General features: G+C 68.2%; 10 protein-coding genes. 5 read left to right on the plus strand and 5 right to left on the minus strand.

Annotated features, from left to right (window positions below; all coding sequences use genetic code 11):
• Positions 1 to 11: 11 nt before the first annotated feature.
• The 4 genes from M4D77_RS03225 to aroQ form a co-directional block, all read right to left on the minus strand.
• On the minus strand, positions 12 to 329 hold the full coding sequence (locus M4D77_RS03225) for a metalloregulator ArsR/SmtB family transcription factor (protein WP_068971647.1): 318 nt from the start codon (positions 327 to 329) through the stop codon (positions 12 to 14).
• On the minus strand, positions 322 to 804 hold the full coding sequence (locus M4D77_RS03230; RefSeq protein ID WP_137811045.1) for an SRPBCC domain-containing protein: 483 nt from the start codon (positions 802 to 804) through the stop codon (positions 322 to 324). The genes M4D77_RS03225 and M4D77_RS03230 overlap by 8 nt, the downstream gene beginning before the upstream one ends.
• A gap of 136 nt (positions 805 to 940) precedes the next feature.
• Positions 941 to 2,194: a DUF3500 domain-containing protein gene (locus tag M4D77_RS03235; RefSeq protein ID WP_226512114.1), complete on the minus strand. Its 1,254-nt coding sequence runs from the start codon at positions 2,192 to 2,194 to the stop codon at positions 941 to 943.
• 77 nt (positions 2,195 to 2,271) lie between these two features.
• Positions 2,272 to 2,730, minus strand: a complete 459-nt coding sequence (gene aroQ / locus M4D77_RS03240) for a type II 3-dehydroquinate dehydratase (protein WP_068971650.1) — start codon at positions 2,728 to 2,730, stop codon at positions 2,272 to 2,274.
• 134 nt (positions 2,731 to 2,864) lie between these two features.
• Between aroQ and M4D77_RS03245 the strand changes: the two genes are divergently transcribed.
• The gene (locus tag M4D77_RS03245) at positions 2,865 to 6,293 is read left to right on the plus strand and encodes an arabinosyltransferase domain-containing protein (RefSeq protein ID WP_259935543.1); all 3,429 of its coding nucleotides are present in this window, start codon (positions 2,865 to 2,867) and stop codon (positions 6,291 to 6,293) included.
• A gap of 55 nt (positions 6,294 to 6,348) precedes the next feature.
• On the opposite strand, the gene M4D77_RS03250 is transcribed toward M4D77_RS03245, so the two are convergent.
• A complete protein-coding gene (locus tag M4D77_RS03250; protein ID WP_259935544.1) occupies positions 6,349 to 8,055 on the minus strand; it encodes an HNH endonuclease signature motif containing protein in 1,707 nt (568 codons plus the stop codon).
• Between the two features lie 409 nt (positions 8,056 to 8,464).
• Here M4D77_RS03250 and M4D77_RS03255 point away from each other — a divergent pair, with 409 nt between their 5' ends.
• The 4 genes from M4D77_RS03255 to M4D77_RS03270 all read left to right on the plus strand — a co-directional run bounded on the left by M4D77_RS03255 (position 8,465) and on the right by M4D77_RS03270 (position 17,387).
• Positions 8,465 to 11,845, plus strand: a complete 3,381-nt coding sequence (locus M4D77_RS03255; protein WP_259935545.1) for an arabinosyltransferase domain-containing protein — start codon at positions 8,465 to 8,467, stop codon at positions 11,843 to 11,845.
• The gene (locus M4D77_RS03260) at positions 11,838 to 15,149 is read left to right on the plus strand and encodes an arabinosyltransferase domain-containing protein (protein ID WP_259935546.1); all 3,312 of its coding nucleotides are present in this window, start codon (positions 11,838 to 11,840) and stop codon (positions 15,147 to 15,149) included. Before M4D77_RS03255 ends, M4D77_RS03260 begins: the two co-directional genes overlap by 8 nt.
• A gap of 165 nt (positions 15,150 to 15,314) precedes the next feature.
• Complete coding sequence (locus tag M4D77_RS03265) at positions 15,315 to 15,854, plus strand: Dps family protein (protein ID WP_065631245.1); 540 nt, start codon at positions 15,315 to 15,317, stop codon at positions 15,852 to 15,854.
• A 324-nt stretch (positions 15,855 to 16,178) separates the two neighbouring features.
• On the plus strand, positions 16,179 to 17,387 hold the full coding sequence (locus M4D77_RS03270; RefSeq protein ID WP_065631246.1) for a DICT sensory domain-containing protein: 1,209 nt from the start codon (positions 16,179 to 16,181) through the stop codon (positions 17,385 to 17,387).
• Positions 17,388 to 17,521: the final 134 nt, after the last annotated feature.

The following is a 17,521-nucleotide window of genomic DNA, read 5'->3' on the forward strand; positions in this document are numbered from 1 at the left end:
TGTCGTGCGGCTCAGCCCTCTTCGGCGCGGAGTTTGATGTCGGCCAGACGGCGATCCCAACCACGGCCGATGGTGTCGAGCCGATGCGCAACCCGCGACAGCTGTGCCCCCACGGCTTCGTAACGGATCTCGCGGCCGACACGTGAGGACGTCACCAGCCCCGCCTCGGTGAGGACCCGAAGGTGTTTCGCGATCGCCTGCCTGCTGATCGGGAGTTCGGCCGCGAGATGTGACGCGGACGCGGGTTCCGAACCCAGTCGCGTGAGGATCTGCCATCGGCTCTCGTCGGACAGCGCGGCGAAGACCTCGACGGGAGCGACGTCAGGCATGCACGCCGCCGAGATGTGTTCGGGCCAGCTCGAGTTCGATGGTCCATCCCTCGTTGTTGCCGTCGAACCGTGCGCGTCGCTCCGCTTCCGTTCCCGGCAGCGACGCGAAACCGGACTCCACGACCTTGAGGAGCACGCCGGAGTCCGCCGGCGTGATCCAGAACTCGACGAGGGTCGAATCCGATTGCGGATCAGCGGCATCGGCGAGCCATCGAAACGCTGCGTATCGCGGCTCGTCGAGTTCGACGGTGCGGAAGGTGAAGGCGCCGTGGACCGGGTCGTGGATGGTCGACAGGTCGCCGTCGCGTTCGATCCGGTGCTCGGTGATCGCCTTGTCGTTGATGAACCATCCCGGTTCGCTGACCAGAGACCAGACCCGGTCGGCGGGTGCGTCGATCGCGATCTCGCGCTCGATCCGGTCGAATTCTCCTGTCGCCGAATCGGTCACGTCATGTGTGGTTGTGTTCTCGCTCATCGATACTCCCTCGCCTAAGTTGATTGCTGCAACTCCATAGTTGCAGCAGTCCGGAGGTTCTGCAACCCTACGGTTGCGCCAGTCGATGATTTCTGGACTCGCGAGTCGCTTGACGGCGGCTGCCCGAGGCTGACAACTAACCACTGGCGGGGCGAGATCCAGCCGGAGCCTGCCCGCCGGGACCGCCCGCTCCTCCGGCCATGCCGGTGGCGGCTTGCTGGGTCACGCTGCCGGCGTAGTCGTTGCCGGGATCGCGATAAATCGTATGGACGTGTCCCCAGCCCGACGTCGTCACGCCCTCGACATCGGCACCGGCGGAACCCTGCTGCGCGGCGAATTCGATGTACACGTCGGGGCCGGAGATCTGGAAGTAGATACCGTCACCCTGTGTCATGTCGTAGGCGGTGGCTCCCGACCAGTTGATGTAGGTCTCGTCGAGCGTCGCTTCGATCTCGGCGAGTGCCTCGGAGGTGGTCTCCTCGTCGGACAGGCCCACCCAGTTCGCGATGACGTCGAGCAGCAGCTTTTTCTGCTCATCCGTCAGATCAGCGCCCGAAATTCCTGTCCCCGTGGGGTAATCACAAGTGCTTCCGGGAGCGCACACCATGTTCGCGACGGTCGACCCCTGGTACAGGGCTGCCTTTTGTTCGTCGGTCAGGCTGTCGTAGAACGCGAACGCCGTGGTGTAGATGCCGTCGAACGGTTGGACCTCGTTGCCGTCGGAATCGGTGTACACCGCCGGCTGAATTCCCAGATGTGTGGGAGCGAAGGTGATCTCATCGGCCGCGCCATCGAGTGTGGCGTTGATGCCGAGATGGTGCCCGCCGAACTGGATCTCCCAGGCACTCGAATCAGACGGATCGCCGAAGAAGGCGATGTAGTACTGGCCGAGCGACTCCTCCGTCGAACTGCTCTTCTCATGAAGATATTTGTCATTGCCCATGATTCCGGTGACGGTGGCGTAGCCCTCGTCGCTGAGGAGCGCTTCCAGGACCTTCATCGCGGCGGCCCGCTGCTCGTCGGACAGATCTGCGAGGTTCACCCCGGCGCGGTCGACGAAGGTGACCGGGAAGTTCGACCACGACGTCGTCTTGGTCTCGTCGTCGTAGTCGTAGGTGACCTGCTCGCGTTGTTCATCGGACAGGGTGGCAAGGAACGCCTGAGCGGCTTCGGCGGACGACGAGATCGTGGTGGCGGTGGTTGACGCGTCTTCGGTGGTGATCGAGGAGGACACGGACGAAGACGCAGAGGTCGAGGCCGATGACGTGCTGGGAGCGTCGGTGGTGCAGCCACCGAGGAGCAGGCCCCCGGCCAGCAGCGCCGACACGATGGCGACGCGCACGCGGCGAGGAGAAGAGGCAAGGGCAGAGGCAGAGGTTCGCTTGTGCATACGACGAAAGCTATCGGCGCCCACTGCTCCCTCCCTGGGAGAAACCTGGACGGTTCCTGGGAACCGTGCCGCTCTGGTCAGCCGACCAGATCGACGAGTCGGCGAACCGCGAATTCGTAACCGCGGATGCCGAAACCGGCGATGACCCCGGCGGCGATCGGTGACACATAGGAGTGATGCCGGAATGCCTCGCGCCGATGGACGTTGCTGATGTGCACCTCGAGGATCGGGACATCGGGGACGACGAGCGCATCGGCGAGGGCGACCGAGGTGTGGGTCCATCCCCCGGGGTTGATGACGATGCCGCTGATCTCGCCGACGGATTCGTGGATCCAGTCGAGCATCTGCCCCTCGTGATTGGTCTGCGCCGCGCGTACACCGAAACCGAGTTCGGCGGCGGTGCGCTCGGCCAGGTCGACCACGTCGGCCAGGGTGTCCGAGCCGTAGACGGCCGGCTCCCGGGTGCCGAGAGTGTTCAGGTTGGGGCCGTTGAGCAGCAGGATCGGCAGACGGTCGGGCACCTCGGCGTCGGACATGGCGTTCACCTTACTGGCCCTGACCTGGCGATCGGCGTTCCTGCGTCGCCGCGGCGCGACCGTGAGCACCCGCCCGTCGTGCCCGCACCGCCGCCGACGGGGGTGAGACATCCCAACGGCTACCATCTCTCTTTGTGCCAGCGCAGACCGTTCGACGAGCGAGGATCGTCGCCATCGTCAACGGTCTACTCGGATTCCTGCTCGCACTCGCGACTCCCCTCATGCCGGTGTCGCAGCGAACGGCCGAGATCGACTGGCCGCAGAACGGTCAGATCGGTTCGGTGTCGGCCCCGCTGATCGGCTACACGCCCGTCGACCTCGACGTCTCGATTCCCTGCACTGCCGTGAACGCCCTGCCGCCCGGCGGGTCGGTGCTGCTCTCGACGACTCCCAAGCAGGCACCGAAGTCCGGTGAGCGCGGCCTGTTCATCCGCAAGACCGGTGCTGCCGATGCGCCCCTGGACCGGCAGGGCGTCGAGGTGGTCATCCGCAACGTCTCGCTGGTGTCGGCGACGCTGCAGGACATGCGCGACCAGGGGTGCCGAGAGATCGTCGTGCATGCCGATTCCGACGCGGTGACCGCCGAATTCGTCGGCATGACGAGCGGTATCCGGAACGAGGACGGCGAGGACGAGCCACTCGCCGGCACGACCGAGGACAAAGAGGCCTTCAAGTATTCGTCCGACCAGCGCCCCCAGGTGACCGGCCTCTTCACCGATCTCGCCGGGCCGGCGGCCGACATCGCGGGACTCGACGCCCACGTCACCATCGATTCGCGCTACAACACCGCGCCGACCATCTCGAAGTGGCTGGTCGTGATCGTCGGAGTGGCGTCGACGCTACTGGCTCTGTCCGCCCTGGCAGCACTGGACTCGACCGACGGCCGACGGCATCGTCGGATCTTCCCGGCACGGTGGTGGCGACTCAATGCGCGCGACTATGTGGTGATCGGCGCGCTGATCGTGTGGCACATGATCGGGCCCAACACCTCCGACGACGGTTACCTCCTGACCATGTCGAGGGTGGCCCAGGACAGCGACTACACCGCGAACTACTTCCGCTGGTACGGCGCGCCCGAGGCGCCGTTCGGTTGGTACTACCAGGTCTTCGGACTGCTCAGCCACATCTCGGTGGCCAGTCCGTGGATGCGTCTGCCCGCACTGTTGTGCGGAATCCTGGTGTGGCTCATCGTCAGTCACGAGGTTCTCCCCCGCCTGGGACGTGCCGCGCTGACCCGCCCGATGGTCGCCTGGACGGCGGCGTTCGCGTTCCTCGCGTGCTGGTTCCCCTTCAACAACGGCCTACGGCCCGAACCGATCATCTGCCTGGGTGCCCTGCTGACCTGGTGTTCGGTCGAGCGGGCCATCGCCACCGGTCGAATGCTGCCGGCCGCCGTCGCGTGCCTGATCGGAGCGTTCAGCATCGCCGCCGGCCCGACGGGCCTGCTCGCGGTGGCGGCACTGATCGCCGGCGCACGCCCGATGATCATGGCGCTCATCAAGCGAGCCCGCGTCGTCGCCGAACTGTCCTCCGCCGACACCGAATCCGCGGGATCGGCATCCGGCGATCCCGCGACCGCCGACCGCGATCGCAAACGCTCGCTGCGATGGTCGTTCGTGGCGCTCATCGCGCCGATCCTCGCCGCCGGAACCTTCGTCGTCTTCGTCGTGTTCTCGAACCTGACCCTGCGGTCGTTCGTCGAGGCGTCGAGCATGAAGTCGGCGCTCGGGCCGTCGATGAGCTGGTACAACGAGATCGGTCGCTACTCGGCGCTCTTCGCCTTCTCCGCCGACGGTTCCATCGCCCGTCGGTTCGCGGTACTGGCCATGATCCTGGGCTTGGTCGTCTCGGCGGCAGTGCTGGTCCGCAAGAACCGCATCCCCGGCACCGCCATCGGCCCGACCCGCCGCATCGTCGCGATCACCTTCGCATCGCTGGTGTTCCTCATGTTCACCCCCACCAAATGGACCCACCACTTCGGCGTCTTCGCCGGTATCGCGGCCGCCCTCGCCGCGATCGCGGCCATCGCCGCCAGCCAGCAGTCCATGCACTCGAGGCGAAACCGCACCCTGTTCTGCGCGCTCGTCCTTTTCATCGGCGGACTCGCCTTCACCGCGCCGAACTCGTACTACTACTACTCCGCGTGGGGCATGCCGTGGGGCGTCGAGCAGGTCAAGATCGGCGGCATCATGCTCGGCAGCGTGCTGCTCTATGCCGCGCTCGCCCTGCTGCTGGTCGCACTGTGGTTCCACTTCCGCGAGCCGTTCACCGGGACCGATCCGCACGTCGAGGAATCCACCGGCGCCGACGCCGCGCATCAGCGGTGGTACCGACGACTGGTCGCCTCGATGGCGGCCGCCCCGCTGGCCTATCTGGCGATGGCGGTGGTCGTCTTCCAGATCGTCACCGCGATCTTCGCCGGCATCCACCAGAGCTCGTCGTACTCGGTACCCCGGTCCAACTTCGCCGCCGTCGCCGGCAACCCGTGCGGGATGGCCGACAAGGTCTGGGTGGAGTCCGACCCCGACCGCGACATGCTCCGCCCGGTCGACCCGACGCTGCCCAACCCTCTCGGCGGACCACCGCCCGCACCGGGCAGCGTGCCGTCCACCTCGGGATTCTCCCCCAACGGTGTGCCGACAGCACTCGAGTCGACAGCCAGCGAGGGGTCGCTGGGTGTCCTGTCCGGCGACGTCTGGCAGTCCCCCGACATCGTCAACTCCAACCCCGGCGGTACCGGCGGCGGCGAGATCGCCGAACCCGGGATCAACGGCAGCACCGCGGCGCTCCCGTTCTTCCTCGATCCCGCCTCGACGCCGGTCATGGGCAGCTACTCCAAGCTCGACCAGGTCCCGGCCCGCCTCACCTCCGGGTGGTACGCGCTGCCGCCGGATTGGCGGGACCGCCCGCTGCTCACGATGTCGGTGGCCGGTGAGTACGACAACCCGAACGTGATGCTCGAGTACACCGCGGACCCGATCGGTCCCGACACCGGCGATGCCGACCTCGAGGCCGCCGGCGACACCGAACTGATCGATCCCGGTCCACGGCCGTCGTGGCGCAACCTGCGCTACAACACCGACGAGTTGCCGTCCGACACCACCGCCGTGCGGATCGTCGCGACCGACGACAACCTCGCCGAGGACCGGTTCATCGTGCTCACCCCGCCGCGGATCCCGCAGATGGACACCCTGCAGGACGTGGTCGGCAGCACCGACCCGGTCCACATCGACTGGACTTCGGGCCTGGCGTTCCCGTGCCAGCGCCCGTTCACCCACGACGTCGGGGTCGCGGAGATCCCGAAGTGGCGCATCAAGCCGGGCTCCGACCTGGCAGCCGCGGTGTCGGCGTGGCAGAACCGCTTCGGCGGCGGTCCGCTCGGCTGGCTCGAGGTCTCCCAGCAGGCGACGGCGGTGCCGACCTATCTGATGGCCGACATCGGACGCGACTGGGGCGCCCTCGAACGCTACGAGCCATACGGCGACGTCGACACGCTCGCCGAGATCGAGACCGGCACCGCCACCCGCAGCGGACTGTGGAGTCCCGCGCCGTTGCGGCACTGACGGTTCGACGGCCCGGTCGCCGCGGTGGTAGTCGGCGAGGCGATCTGCTTTGCCGTCACCGGTGGTCGGTGAGTATGCGTGCGAGTTCTGCTTCGACCGGGGTCAGCGGTGGGCTGGTGAGGTGCTCCGGCGGTGTTCGCGGATGGACCAGTTCGCGATAAGCGAGTTCGAGGCGCCGGCCGCGGTCGCCGTAGCCGACGGCGTCGGGGCGCCCGCTGCTCCCTGAGGAGCGCCCGGAGCTTGCGTAGGGCGCGTCACGAAGGGTTGGGCGCGAGTCATCGCCGGACCTGGTGGCAGGTCCGTGGATCTCGTTGCGCACGGTGTTCAGGTGTTCTGCGAACCGCCGGGGTATGTCGGGTCGGCGGTTGAGGCGCTCGGGGTTGGGCGGTGCACCGGGTTCGGCGTTCAACCGCCACAGGCAGCGGCCTTCGTCGGGTCCGGACCGGGCGATGCGGGTGGTGTACTGCCCGGGCTGGTCACCGACCATCCGGTTATGTCGCGGGCAGGCCGGGGCGAGGTCGTCGATGTCGGTGAGACCGCCCTTGGCCCAATCCCTGTGGGCGTGATGCATGTCGACCTGGGTGGCGGGCTGATCACACCCGGGTGCCGAGCACACTTCCCCGTCGGGGCGGGCGAAAGAGACGAGGCGCTGTTCGCGGGTGGCCAGACGTCTGCCGCGCCCGAAGTGCAGCGGCACAGTGGTGGCGTCTTTGAAGATCGCCAACCACGGCTGGACGTCACCGGCCATCGCGATCAAGTCCCGGATGGGCAGCAGGGTTCCGGTGGCGGTGGTCGCGAGTCCGGCTTCGCGGACGAGGTCGCCGAGGTCGGCTTTGATGATCAGTTGGACGGGCAGGCCGCGGTGCGAGGTGCCGAGTGCGCCGTCGGCGAAACCTGCGGCGAGTGCAGCGTCGAGCGCGTCGTGATTGGACTGGGCGAGGGTGCGGCCGTCGCGGTCGGCTGCGGTGGCCAGGGCGTCGGGGTCGGCGGCACCGGCCGGCCCGCTGGGCGAGGCGGGGTCGTCGGGGTTATTGAGTCCGGGTTTGCCCCACACGGCGAACATCATGGTGAGTCGGGCGGCGAGTGCGGGTGTCAGGGTGCCGGAGATCTTGGCGGTGCCATCGGCGCGTTGCCGACCGATCCACAGGCCGCGGCGTCGTTTCTGGTCGGTGTCGTCGGTCAGGGTGCCGTCGGGGTCGAGGTGGGCGAGCAGGCGGGCACCGAGTTGGGTGATCTCAGCGGGGGTGTGGTCGGTGGCGATCTCGGCCATCTGCCGCTCAGCGGCGACCTTGATGTCGTGGTCGACGGCGACCGGGATGCGGTCGAGGACATCCAATGCGGCCTGCACGTGCGCGGTGCCGACCGCGCCTTGTGCGAAAGCTTCCGCGAGGCAGGGGTATTCGGGTGGGAGGACCTCGCCGCCGAGGCTGGTCCGGTGGGCGGTGGCGTCCATCTGCTTACGGCGGCGCATCGGGTTCGAGACTCGTAGCCGATGTGTCATGTACTGCATGAGGGTCCGGCAGCCGGCCTTGCGGGGCAGGTCGCGAGCGACGGCCTGATCGATCTGCCGGTCTCCGGCGACGGTCAGACGTGCGATGGCGCGTTCGGTCTCCGCGGCCACTTCAGCGAGTTCGGCATCGGTACACGGTGACAGATCCACGGTCTGCAACTTGTCGAGGGTGCGGTGGAGATCGGCCACCAACTCAACGGCACGCGGTTGCGGCGCTGTCGAATCGCCACCGACGCGTGTGGTGTCGGACATGACGGTCACCTCGCCCGAGAACCGTTGCTGCGAATGTACGTTCGACTGTACACGAAAGAAGGGTAAACGGCAGCTCGAAATACGTTGTCCAACAGAATCTTTGCTGCGCGGAGTTGCCACCTTGGATTGTCGGTGGTTGCTGGTAGTCTCCGCCTGCGGGCAAGAACTGTGCGGTCTTTGCGGTGTGGGACCCTTCGTGACGCGCCCTCCGCAAGCTCCGGCCGCTCCTCAGGGAGCAGTGGTTGGCCGCGCCCTCCGCAAGCTCCGGCCGCTCCTCAGCTCTCGACGCAATGGTTGTGTCGTTCTTTCGGATCAGGGAGCAGGGGTACCGGCGCTCACGCACCTCAACCTTTAGAGCCGCGGGGTGGGCCCTAGGTACCCCGGGGGACGTCGCTTACGATGAGGCACCGTGCCTGTGACAGCCCCGACCTCGCCTGAGGATTCCGCCGAACCGTCCTCGTCGGGGCCGGAATCGTCGGGGCACGGGACCAGGATCTCCGCGGGCACCGCGCGGTGGATCGCGATCGTGGCGGGGGTCGCCGGCATCGTGCTGTGTGCCCTCACCCCGCTGCTGCCGGTCAAGGCCGTCGACGCAGGTTTCGAGTGGCCGGCCGGGCAGGATCTGAACGCCGACACGTCGTCGGTGATGGCGCCCCTCATCGCGCAGACCCCGCAGACCCTCGACGCCCGCATTCCGTGCGCGACGCTGGCGTCGGCACCGGACGGCGTGGTCCTCGCCACGATGCCGACCAATGCGCCGCGCTCGAAGTCGTCGTCGCTGTGGGTCACCGCCACCGACGCCGCGATCACCGTGACCTTCCGGAACAGTCTCGCCGCGACCGCCTCCCGCGCCGACCTGAGCCGATGCTCGGAACTGCGCATCTTCTCCGCCCCCACCGGCCCGGGTGCGCAGTTCGTCGGGCTCGGCGAGTGGACGACCCTGCCGCCGGACCGCCGCCCGCAGGTCGACGGCATCTTCAGCAACCTCAGCCCGGAACAGGCACGCGACGCCGCTGGTAACGGCCTGCGCGTGCAGGTGGCCATCGACAACCGGTACGAGTCGTCCCCGTCGATCCTCAAGATCATCGTGATGGTGCTCGCCGCGCTGTCGGTACTCGTCGCCGTCGTCGCGCTCGGGCTGCTCGACCGCATCGGCGGGTACCACCGGCGGATCGGCGCGCGCACCCGCTCGTGGTGGCATTCACTGAAACCCCGGGCCAGCGACTTGGTCGTCACCGCGATCCTGCTGGTTTGGAGCGTCCTCGGGGCCGGTTCGCCCGACGACGGTTACATCCTCAACATGGGCCGTACCGCCGACGGTTTCGGCTACCTCGCCAACTACTACCGCTTCTACGGCATCCCCGAAGCACCGTTCGACTGGTACTACAGCTTCCTCGCGGCGTGGTCGTCGGTCTCGCCGTCGGTGCTGTGGATGCACATCCCGCAACTCGTCGCCGGACTCGTGTCGTGGTTCGTCCTGAGCCGGGTGCTGCTGCCACGCCTCGGCCCCGCGGTACGGCGCAGTTCGTCGGCCATCTGGGCGGGCGCCCTGACGTTCACCGCGTTCTGGTTGCCGTTCTGCAGCGGCTTGCGCAGCGAGGGGATCATCGTCCTCGGTTCGCTGCTGACCTGGTGGGCAGCGGAATACGCCATCGCGACCCGGCGGCTCCTGCCCGCGGCACTGGCCGCCCTCGTCGCGGGCTTCACCCTGGCGCTCGCCCCGCACGGCGTCGTCGGCGTGGCCATCCTGCTGGTGGCGGCCCGCTCACTGCTGCACATCCTCATCGACCGACGGAACCGGATGGACGGATCCCGTTGGGCGGCAACGCTCGCCCTCCTCGCGCCGATCGCGGCCGCAGGCATGCTGGTCCTGATCGTGGTGTTCCGCGATCAGACCCTGGCCACCGTCCTCGAAGCGATCAAGCTGCGCTACTCGGTCGGGCCGGTCATCTCCTGGCACCAGGAGTTCCTGCGGTACTACTTCATCTCGGTCGTGACCGACGACGGCGCCCTCACCCGTCGCGTACCGCTGCTCCTGCTACTCGCCGGCCTGTTCGTCACGGTCGCGGTCATGTTGCGGCGCACGAGGATTCGCGGAGTCGACCCGGGACCCGTGTGGCGTCTCATCGGCGCCGTCGGGGTCACCCTCCTCCTGTTCGCGTTCACGCCGACCAAGTGGACCATCCAGTTCGGCGTGCTCGCCGGGCTGGCGGCGGCGATCGCGGCGGCGGCCACCGTCGCCGTGGCCCAGTCGGCGGCCCGTTCGGCGCGAAACCTGACGGTCTTCGTCTCCGGACTGTTGTTCGCGATGGCCGCCGCGATGGCCGGATACAACTCGTGGCCGTTCCTCTACGAATACGGCATCTCCTGGTTCGACCGCGCCCCCGTCATCGCCGGCTACCAGGCGTCGACGCTGTTCCTCATCCTCGCCGTGCTCGCGGCCGCGGTCGCGGTCTGGCAACACCTGCGGCTGGACTACGTGACCAATCGCGGTCTCGCACATGCCGACACCGGGCCCGGCGAGACCCGAGCCGATCGCCGACGACTCTTTCTCGCCTCCTCACCACTGGCGGTGATCGCCGGTCTGCTGGTGATCGTGGAGTTGCTGCTGTTCGCCAAAGCCGCGGTGACCCGGTACCCGGCGTCGACCGCACTCGCCGAGAACCTGAACGCGCTGCGCGGCAACAGCTGTGGCCTCGCCGACGATGTCCTCGTCGAACTCGACCCCAACGCCGGCATGCTGATCCCGGCCGACGGCGCCACCACGACGCAGGCACTGCGCGGTGAGAACCCGGTCGGGTTCTCCCCGAACGGGATTCCCGACGACCTCCAGCCCGAGCCGGGTAGCCAGCGCCCCGGACAGATGAACGTGTCGGCGAGTATGGCCCGCCCGTTCGCGATCACCGGCGGGCTGGGCGCCGGGACCACCGGCGGGCGCGGACCGGAAACCGTGAACGGTTCCACCGCCAAGTTGCCGTACGGGCTCGACCCCGCCACCACGCCGGTCCTGGGCAGCTACGGGTATCCGGGCGAGGCCCGGCTCACGACCGGCTGGTACGACCTGCCCGCCGACCGTGCCGCGTCGCCGCTGCTGGTGTTCAGCACCGCGGGCGCCGTCTCGACCATCGACACCTTCGGCGTACGCAACTTCGGGCAGAAGATGGTGGTGCAGTTCGGCCGCCCGGGTGCGGACGGGAACTTCGAACAGGTCGGCCCGGACATCCTGCCCATCGACCCCGGTCCCGTGATCCTGAACATGCCCTGGCGCAACATGCGCGTACCGATGTCGGCCGCCCCGCCGCGCGCGACCGTGATGCGGTTGTCGCTGCAGGACAACAACCTCGGCGAGAAGCAGTTCATCGGGATCACCCCGCCGCGCGCACCGCGGTTGCAGACGCTGCAGGCAGTCGTCGGCTCGACGGTACCCACCCTCATCGACTTCGGGGTGGCGTCGCACTTCCCGTGCCAGCGGCCGATGGGTGTGTCCCACGGCGTCGCCCAGGTCCCGCAGTGGCGCATCCTGGGTGACTATCCGCTGACGAACTCCCAGTCCAAGACGTGGCAGGCCGGCGTGGACGGCGGGTTGCTGGGGATCTCGGAGGCCACCACGTCCGCGTCGGCGGTCTCGACGTACCTGCAGGACGACTGGGTGCGCGACTGGGGCGCACTGGAGAAGCTGACCCCGCTCGTGTCCGACGCACCGGACGCGCGGATCGACACGGCACAGACGACGCAATGGGGCTGGTCACGAGCCGGCTCGATCAGGGTGGAGCCCCAATCCGATGAGTGAGTCCCGTACGCCTCGTACGTCCCGTCTGGCGACCACGGTCAACCCGAAGATCGTCGCGACCGTCACCGGTCTGCTCGGATTCCTGCTGGCGATCCTCTCCCCGCTGTTGCCGGTGAACCAGTCGACCGCCGAACTGCAGTGGCCGCAGGGCGGCGACGTCTCCGATGTCGCCGCCCCGCTGGTCTCCTTCGTGCCGATCGACATGGAGACGTCGGTTCCGTGTTCACTCGCCACCCGCCTGCCCGGCCAGGGCGGAGTACTGCTGTCGACGATCCCCGAAGGCGGCCAGGACGCCGGGGCCCGCGGGCTCTTCGTCCGGGCGACGTCCGACGCTCTGACCCTCACCGACCGCAACGTCGCCCTGCTGAACACCGATCGAGCGGCTGCGCAATCGAATCCGAACTGTCGCATCGTCTTCCGGGCCGACGGCGAGGGGGTGAGCGGACGATTCGAGGGCCTGCCCGAACCGGCCGCGGACTCCGGCGCCGCGCACGGCTTCGCGCTGGCCGACCACGAGATGCGTCCCCAGATCGTCGGCGTCTACAGCGATCTGCCCGCCGATGTCTCTCGTGACGGGTTGTCGCTGCGCGCCACCATCGACACCCGCTACGTCAGCACCCCGACCCTGCTGAAGCTCACCGCGATCGTGCTCGGCATCCTCATGACGATCGTCTCGCTGATCGCGCTCGGCATCCTGGACCGCCGGGACGGCCGCAGCCACAAGCGTTTCCTGCCGTCGGGCTGGTTCACGATCCGGCCGCCCGATGTCGCGGTGTTCGCGATTCTCGCCTTCTGGTGGTTCGCGGGCGCCAACACCTCCGACGACGGCTACAACTTCATCGTCGGCCGGATCACCGGAGACGCCGGGTACGCCGACAACTACTTCCGCTACTTCGGTGTGCCGCAGGACCCGTTCGGCTGGCACTTCCAGGTCATCTCGGCCATGACGGACGTGAGCGTCGCGGCACCGTTCATGCGACTACCGGCCTTCCTCCTCGGGTTGCTGGGCTGGTGGCTCATCAGCCGAGAGGTCATCCCGCGCCTGGGCCGCGCGGTGCGGCACAGCACGCCGGCGGTGTGGTCGGCCGCGTTCGTCTTCCTCGCGATCTGGTTGCCGTTCAACAACGGTCTGCGTCCGGAACCGGCCGAGGCCGTCGGCGCTCTGCTCACCTGGTGCTGCGTGGAACGCGCGATCGCCACTCGCCGACTGCTCCCCTACGCCGTCGCGGTGGTCACCGCCGCCTTCACCCTCGCGCTCGCGCCCGGCGGTCTGATGGCGGTCGCCGCACTGCTCGCCGGGATCCGACCGATCGTGAAGACCCTGGTGTCGCGCCGGTCCCGGGACGGCCTGCTGCCGATGCTCGCGCCCATCCTGGCGGCCGGCACCGCGGTACTGTTCCAGATCTTCGCCGATCAGCCGCTCGCGCCGCTCATCGCGGGTAACAAGGTCGCCTCCGACGTCGGCCCGACGCTGGAGTGGTGGCAGGAACCGATCCGGTACTACTACCTGATCCTGCCGACCGCCGACGGCACGCTCGCACGACGCTTCGGCGTGCTGGCGATGATCCTGTGCCTGTTCGTCGTGTTGCTCCGCCTACTTCGGCGGGAGCATCCCAACGGCATTGCGCGCGCACCGATCTGGCGACTGGTCGCCGTCACCCTCGGCACGATGTTCTTCATCGCCTTCACGCCGACCAAGTGGACCCACCACTTCGGTGTGTACGCGGGCATCGCCGCGGGCCTCGCCGCCGCGGCGGGCGCCATGATGGCGCCGGCCGTGCTGCGGTCGCGACGCAATCGCAGCTTCTTCGCCGCCGCGGTGCTCGCGATCGCCGGAATCTCCTTCGCCGGCACCAACGGCTGGTGGTTCGTCGGCAGCTACGGCGTCCCGTGGTGGGATCGCCCACCGACGGTGGGCGGCATCAACATCGCATGGTTCATCCTCGCCGCCGCGGTCGCCACCGCACTTGCCGGCCTGTGGTTCCACTTCCGCGACGACTTCGTCGACGAACAGACCCGTACGCGCGGGGCCGACAAGTGGTATTCGAAGCTCAAGTTCTCGCCGCTGCCGGTCATCTCCGGGCTGATGGTGCTGTTCATGGTCGCTTCGTTCGCGAAAGGCGCCTACGAGCAACGTGATTCGTGGTCGTGGATGAAGTCCAACGCACGCGCTCTCACCGGGAACTCGTGTGGGCTGGCCAACGACGTTCTCGTCGAGGCCGATCCGACCGCCGGACTGCTGCAGCCCGCGGCCGTCGACGGCCGGCCCGCCCCCGGCATCGCCGCGGCGCTGGCCGGACCGGACGCGACGGGCTTCTCCCCGAACGGCGTACCCGATCGCCTGTCCGTCGACGCCACCGAGAGCACGGAGTCGTCGACCACCTCCGGCGCGCAGAACAGCGCCCAGACCGGCGCCGGCTCAGACGAATCCGGCGACAGCTCGTCCGCGCAGGGCGGCACCGAAGGTGGTCAGGGTGCACGAGGCGTCAACGGGTCGACGGTGCGTCTGCCGTTCGGCCTGAACCCCGCCCAGACCCCCGTCCTGGGCAGCTACGGCTCGCCGTCGGGTACCGGCTCGCTGACCTCGGACTGGTACCGGCTGCCCGAACGTTCCGACGACACCCCGCTGCTGACGATGGCGGTCGCCGGATCGGTCGAGGCGGTCGACGGCATCGGGGTCGTGCACGCCGGCCAGAAGGTCACGATGCAGTTCGGCCGCGTGGAGGCCGACGGGCGGGTGAGCGCGCTGGGCCGGATGTTCCCGATCGACATCGGCGAGACCCCCACCTGGCGCAACCTGCGGTTCCCGCTCGCCGACTCACCGCCGCGGGCGAATGTCGTCCGGGTCGAGGTCGCCGACACCGCGGCCGCACCGTCGGAATGGGTCGCGGTGACGCCACCGCGGGTCAGCACCCTGGCCACCCTCAACGACGTCGTGGGCCAGACCGACCCGGTCTTCATCGACTGGCTGCCCGGCATGGTCTTCCCGTGCCAGCAGCCGATGAAGGTACGCAACGGCGTCCTCGAGGTACCGCAATGGCGGATCATGCCCGACGCCGAGGCCACCCGGAAGAACAGCCAGACCTGGATGTCGGGCACCGCGGGCGGTCCGCTCGGCATCACCGAGGCGATGCTGCGACCCACCCTGCTGCCGACGTACCTCCGAAACAACTGGGGACGCGACTGGGGCGGCCTGCAGAAGTTCACCGAGATCATCCCGGCTCCGGCTGCGGAACTGGACCTCGGGACGGCTCGTCGTTCAGGGTTGTACGACCCCGCGCCGATGCGCTCCAGCGGGTATTGACCTGGTCTCTGACACCGCGCCGACCTGGGTTTTGTCGTTTCCCCACGGTCGGTGCGGCAAACACACTCGAGGCCTTCGTTATCTCACTGAGATGTGCTGTCTCGGTTCCGTCACTCATGGCCGGCTGTCCTCGTCACGCCGCCGATACCGGCCTAGCTTCGAGTCATGCCTTCATTCACCGCACCTGGACTCAGCAACGAAGCCGCCAACGAGGTCGTGGGCATTCTGCAGGAGCGCCTCAGCGCGCTGAACGACCTGCACCTCACCCTCAAGCACATCCATTGGAACGTCGTCGGCGCGAACTTCATCGGCGTGCACGAGATGATCGACCCGCAGGTCGAGCTCGTCCGCGGTTACGCCGACACCATCGCCGAACGCATCGCCACGCTCGGCGCGTCGCCGAAGGGCACCGCCAAGGCGATCGAGAACGACCGCTCGTGGAGCGACTACTCCATCGGACGCGACACCGCGCAGGCCCACCTCGGCGCGCTCGACCTGGTCTATGACGGGTTCATCACCTCGCACCGCGACGGAATCAAGAAGATCGGCGACATCGATCCGATCACCGAGGACATCCTCATCGGACAGACCGCCGAACTGGAGAAATTCCAGTGGTTCGTCCGCGCACACCTCGAGAGCTACACCGGTGAGCTCACCCACGCCGGCGCCAGCGGCGAAAAGGCAGCGGCCGACGCAGCCCGCTGACCTGGCGCAACAGACCGAGTAGCGGGTCACCACACCCCCGGACCCGCCCCGGAGCCGCGGTCGCGACCGTCCGCCCCGTTGGTCGCGGCCGCGGTAACACCTCTCTGTACCCACCAACTACGAACAGGCACTGACACCCGCACCCGGATTCACAGCCGAATACCTTGCGCCGCTTGGGACCTCAGGGACCAAGGGCTTCTCGACCATGTCCACGGTTCGTGGTTTGTTACGCTGACCACAGGCTAATGCCGCGAACAGGATGTGAAGCAATCCGCGTCCACCAGATCGATCGGGGCGCTTTTCCGCTCTGACGGGGAGGCACGTGTGTCCGAAACGCGATCATTCACCCTGTTCGATGATCTGGAGCTCCACATGCAGTTCGCGCCGGTCTGCCGGCTGTCCGATGGCGCTCTCGCCGCCGTCGAACTGCAGCTCAGGGGGCCGGCCGGCACCCGGCTCGCCACCGCCGCCGCCCTCAAACGCGCCGCCCGTCTCGTCGAAGAACACCCTGTACTCGACGAGCGGAAGCGCAAGATGGCCGCGTCCCAACGTGCGCAGTCGCTGGCCAAGATCCTGCCGCTGCTGGTCTCCCTCGATCTCGACCTGATCGACAACCTCGACGACGAGACGGCACGACGCCTCGAACGCCACGTCATGGTCATCCTCCCCGACGCCGTCGAACGCAGCCCGCAGCGGACACTCGCCCGCGTCGCCCGCGCCCGGGCGGCCGGCAAGATCATCTGCGTCGACGGGCTCGTCCGCAGCGAGCACGCGGCCACGCTGCTCTCCCTCGTCGAGCCCGACATCATCGTCACCGGTGCCGAACTGCTCACGTCGCGGACCAGCTCCGACGCCGCGCACCTCGCCCACGCGCTGGCCGCGCACACCGAACGCAGCCATGCCGTCGTCATCGCCGAGGGCGTCGACGACGAGGCCACCCGGATCACTGCCCAGACGATGGGCGCCGCCTTCGGTATCGGCGACCTGTACCCCGCCGTGACCGACCCGTCCGTCCTCGCCACCCGGACCGTCGTGCCGCTGCCCGAGATGCCGGTGTGGACCACTCCCGGCCCGGACAAGTCGACGCCGTACCGCATCGCGTCGACCTCGATCCCGCCGCGTATGGGCAACAAACGCCTGCTCATCGAGATGAGCAAGGCACTCGAGGAGCAGGCGGCGATCGGCGGCGCCGCGATCGTGCTGGGCACCTTCCAGTTCGCCGAACACTTCACCTCGCGAACCGCCAAGCGGTGGCGGGAGATGTCGGAGAAGACCGGCCTGGCCGGGGTCTACGGTGTCGGGTTGCCCGACATCCGGGACGGGAACGTCCACCGCGCGCCGCTCGACGCGGAGGACGACCTGATCAACGAGTGGAATGTCGCCGTCCTCGGGCCACATTTCGCGGCGCTGCTCTCGGCGCGCGACCAGCACGACGCCGGTCCCGATCTCGAGCGCACCTTCGAGTTCGTGCAGACCTACGACCGCATGACCGTCACCCAGGCCGTGCACTCGATCCTCATGCGGTTCTCCTGATCCGAGTCGCGCGCCGGAAGTGACCTCGACGGACGCGGCGGCCTCGCTGCGCTCGGACGACGCTGCTCGGCCAGCGGGCGGGGATCCGGCGGCCTCGCTGCGCTCGGACGACGCTGCTCGGCCAGCGGGCGGAA

The organism is Gordonia sp. p3-SID1431 (genome assembly GCF_025143765.1).
Classification (GTDB): Bacteria; Actinomycetota; Actinomycetes; order Mycobacteriales; family Mycobacteriaceae; genus Gordonia; species Gordonia hongkongensis.

Bases quoted from the DNA above. Each gene is read 5' to 3' on its own strand.
- M4D77_RS03225 (WP_068971647.1), bottom strand. From the start codon at position 329: ATGCCTGACGTCGCTCCCGTCGAGGTCTTCGCCGCGCTGTCCGACGAG.
- M4D77_RS03230 (WP_137811045.1), bottom strand. From the start codon at position 804: ATGAGCGAGAACACAACCACACATGACGTGACCGATTCGGCGACAGGA.
- M4D77_RS03235 (WP_226512114.1), bottom strand. From the start codon at position 2,194: ATGCACAAGCGAACCTCTGCCTCTGCCCTTGCCTCTTCTCCTCGCCGC.
- aroQ (WP_068971650.1), bottom strand. From the start codon at position 2,730: ATGTCCGACGCCGAGGTGCCCGACCGTCTGCCGATCCTGCTGCTCAAC.
- M4D77_RS03250 (WP_259935544.1), bottom strand. From the start codon at position 8,055: ATGTCCGACACCACACGCGTCGGTGGCGATTCGACAGCGCCGCAACCG.
- M4D77_RS03260 (WP_259935546.1), top strand. From the start codon at position 11,838: ATGAGTGAGTCCCGTACGCCTCGTACGTCCCGTCTGGCGACCACGGTC.
- M4D77_RS03265 (WP_065631245.1), top strand. From the start codon at position 15,315: ATGCCTTCATTCACCGCACCTGGACTCAGCAACGAAGCCGCCAACGAG.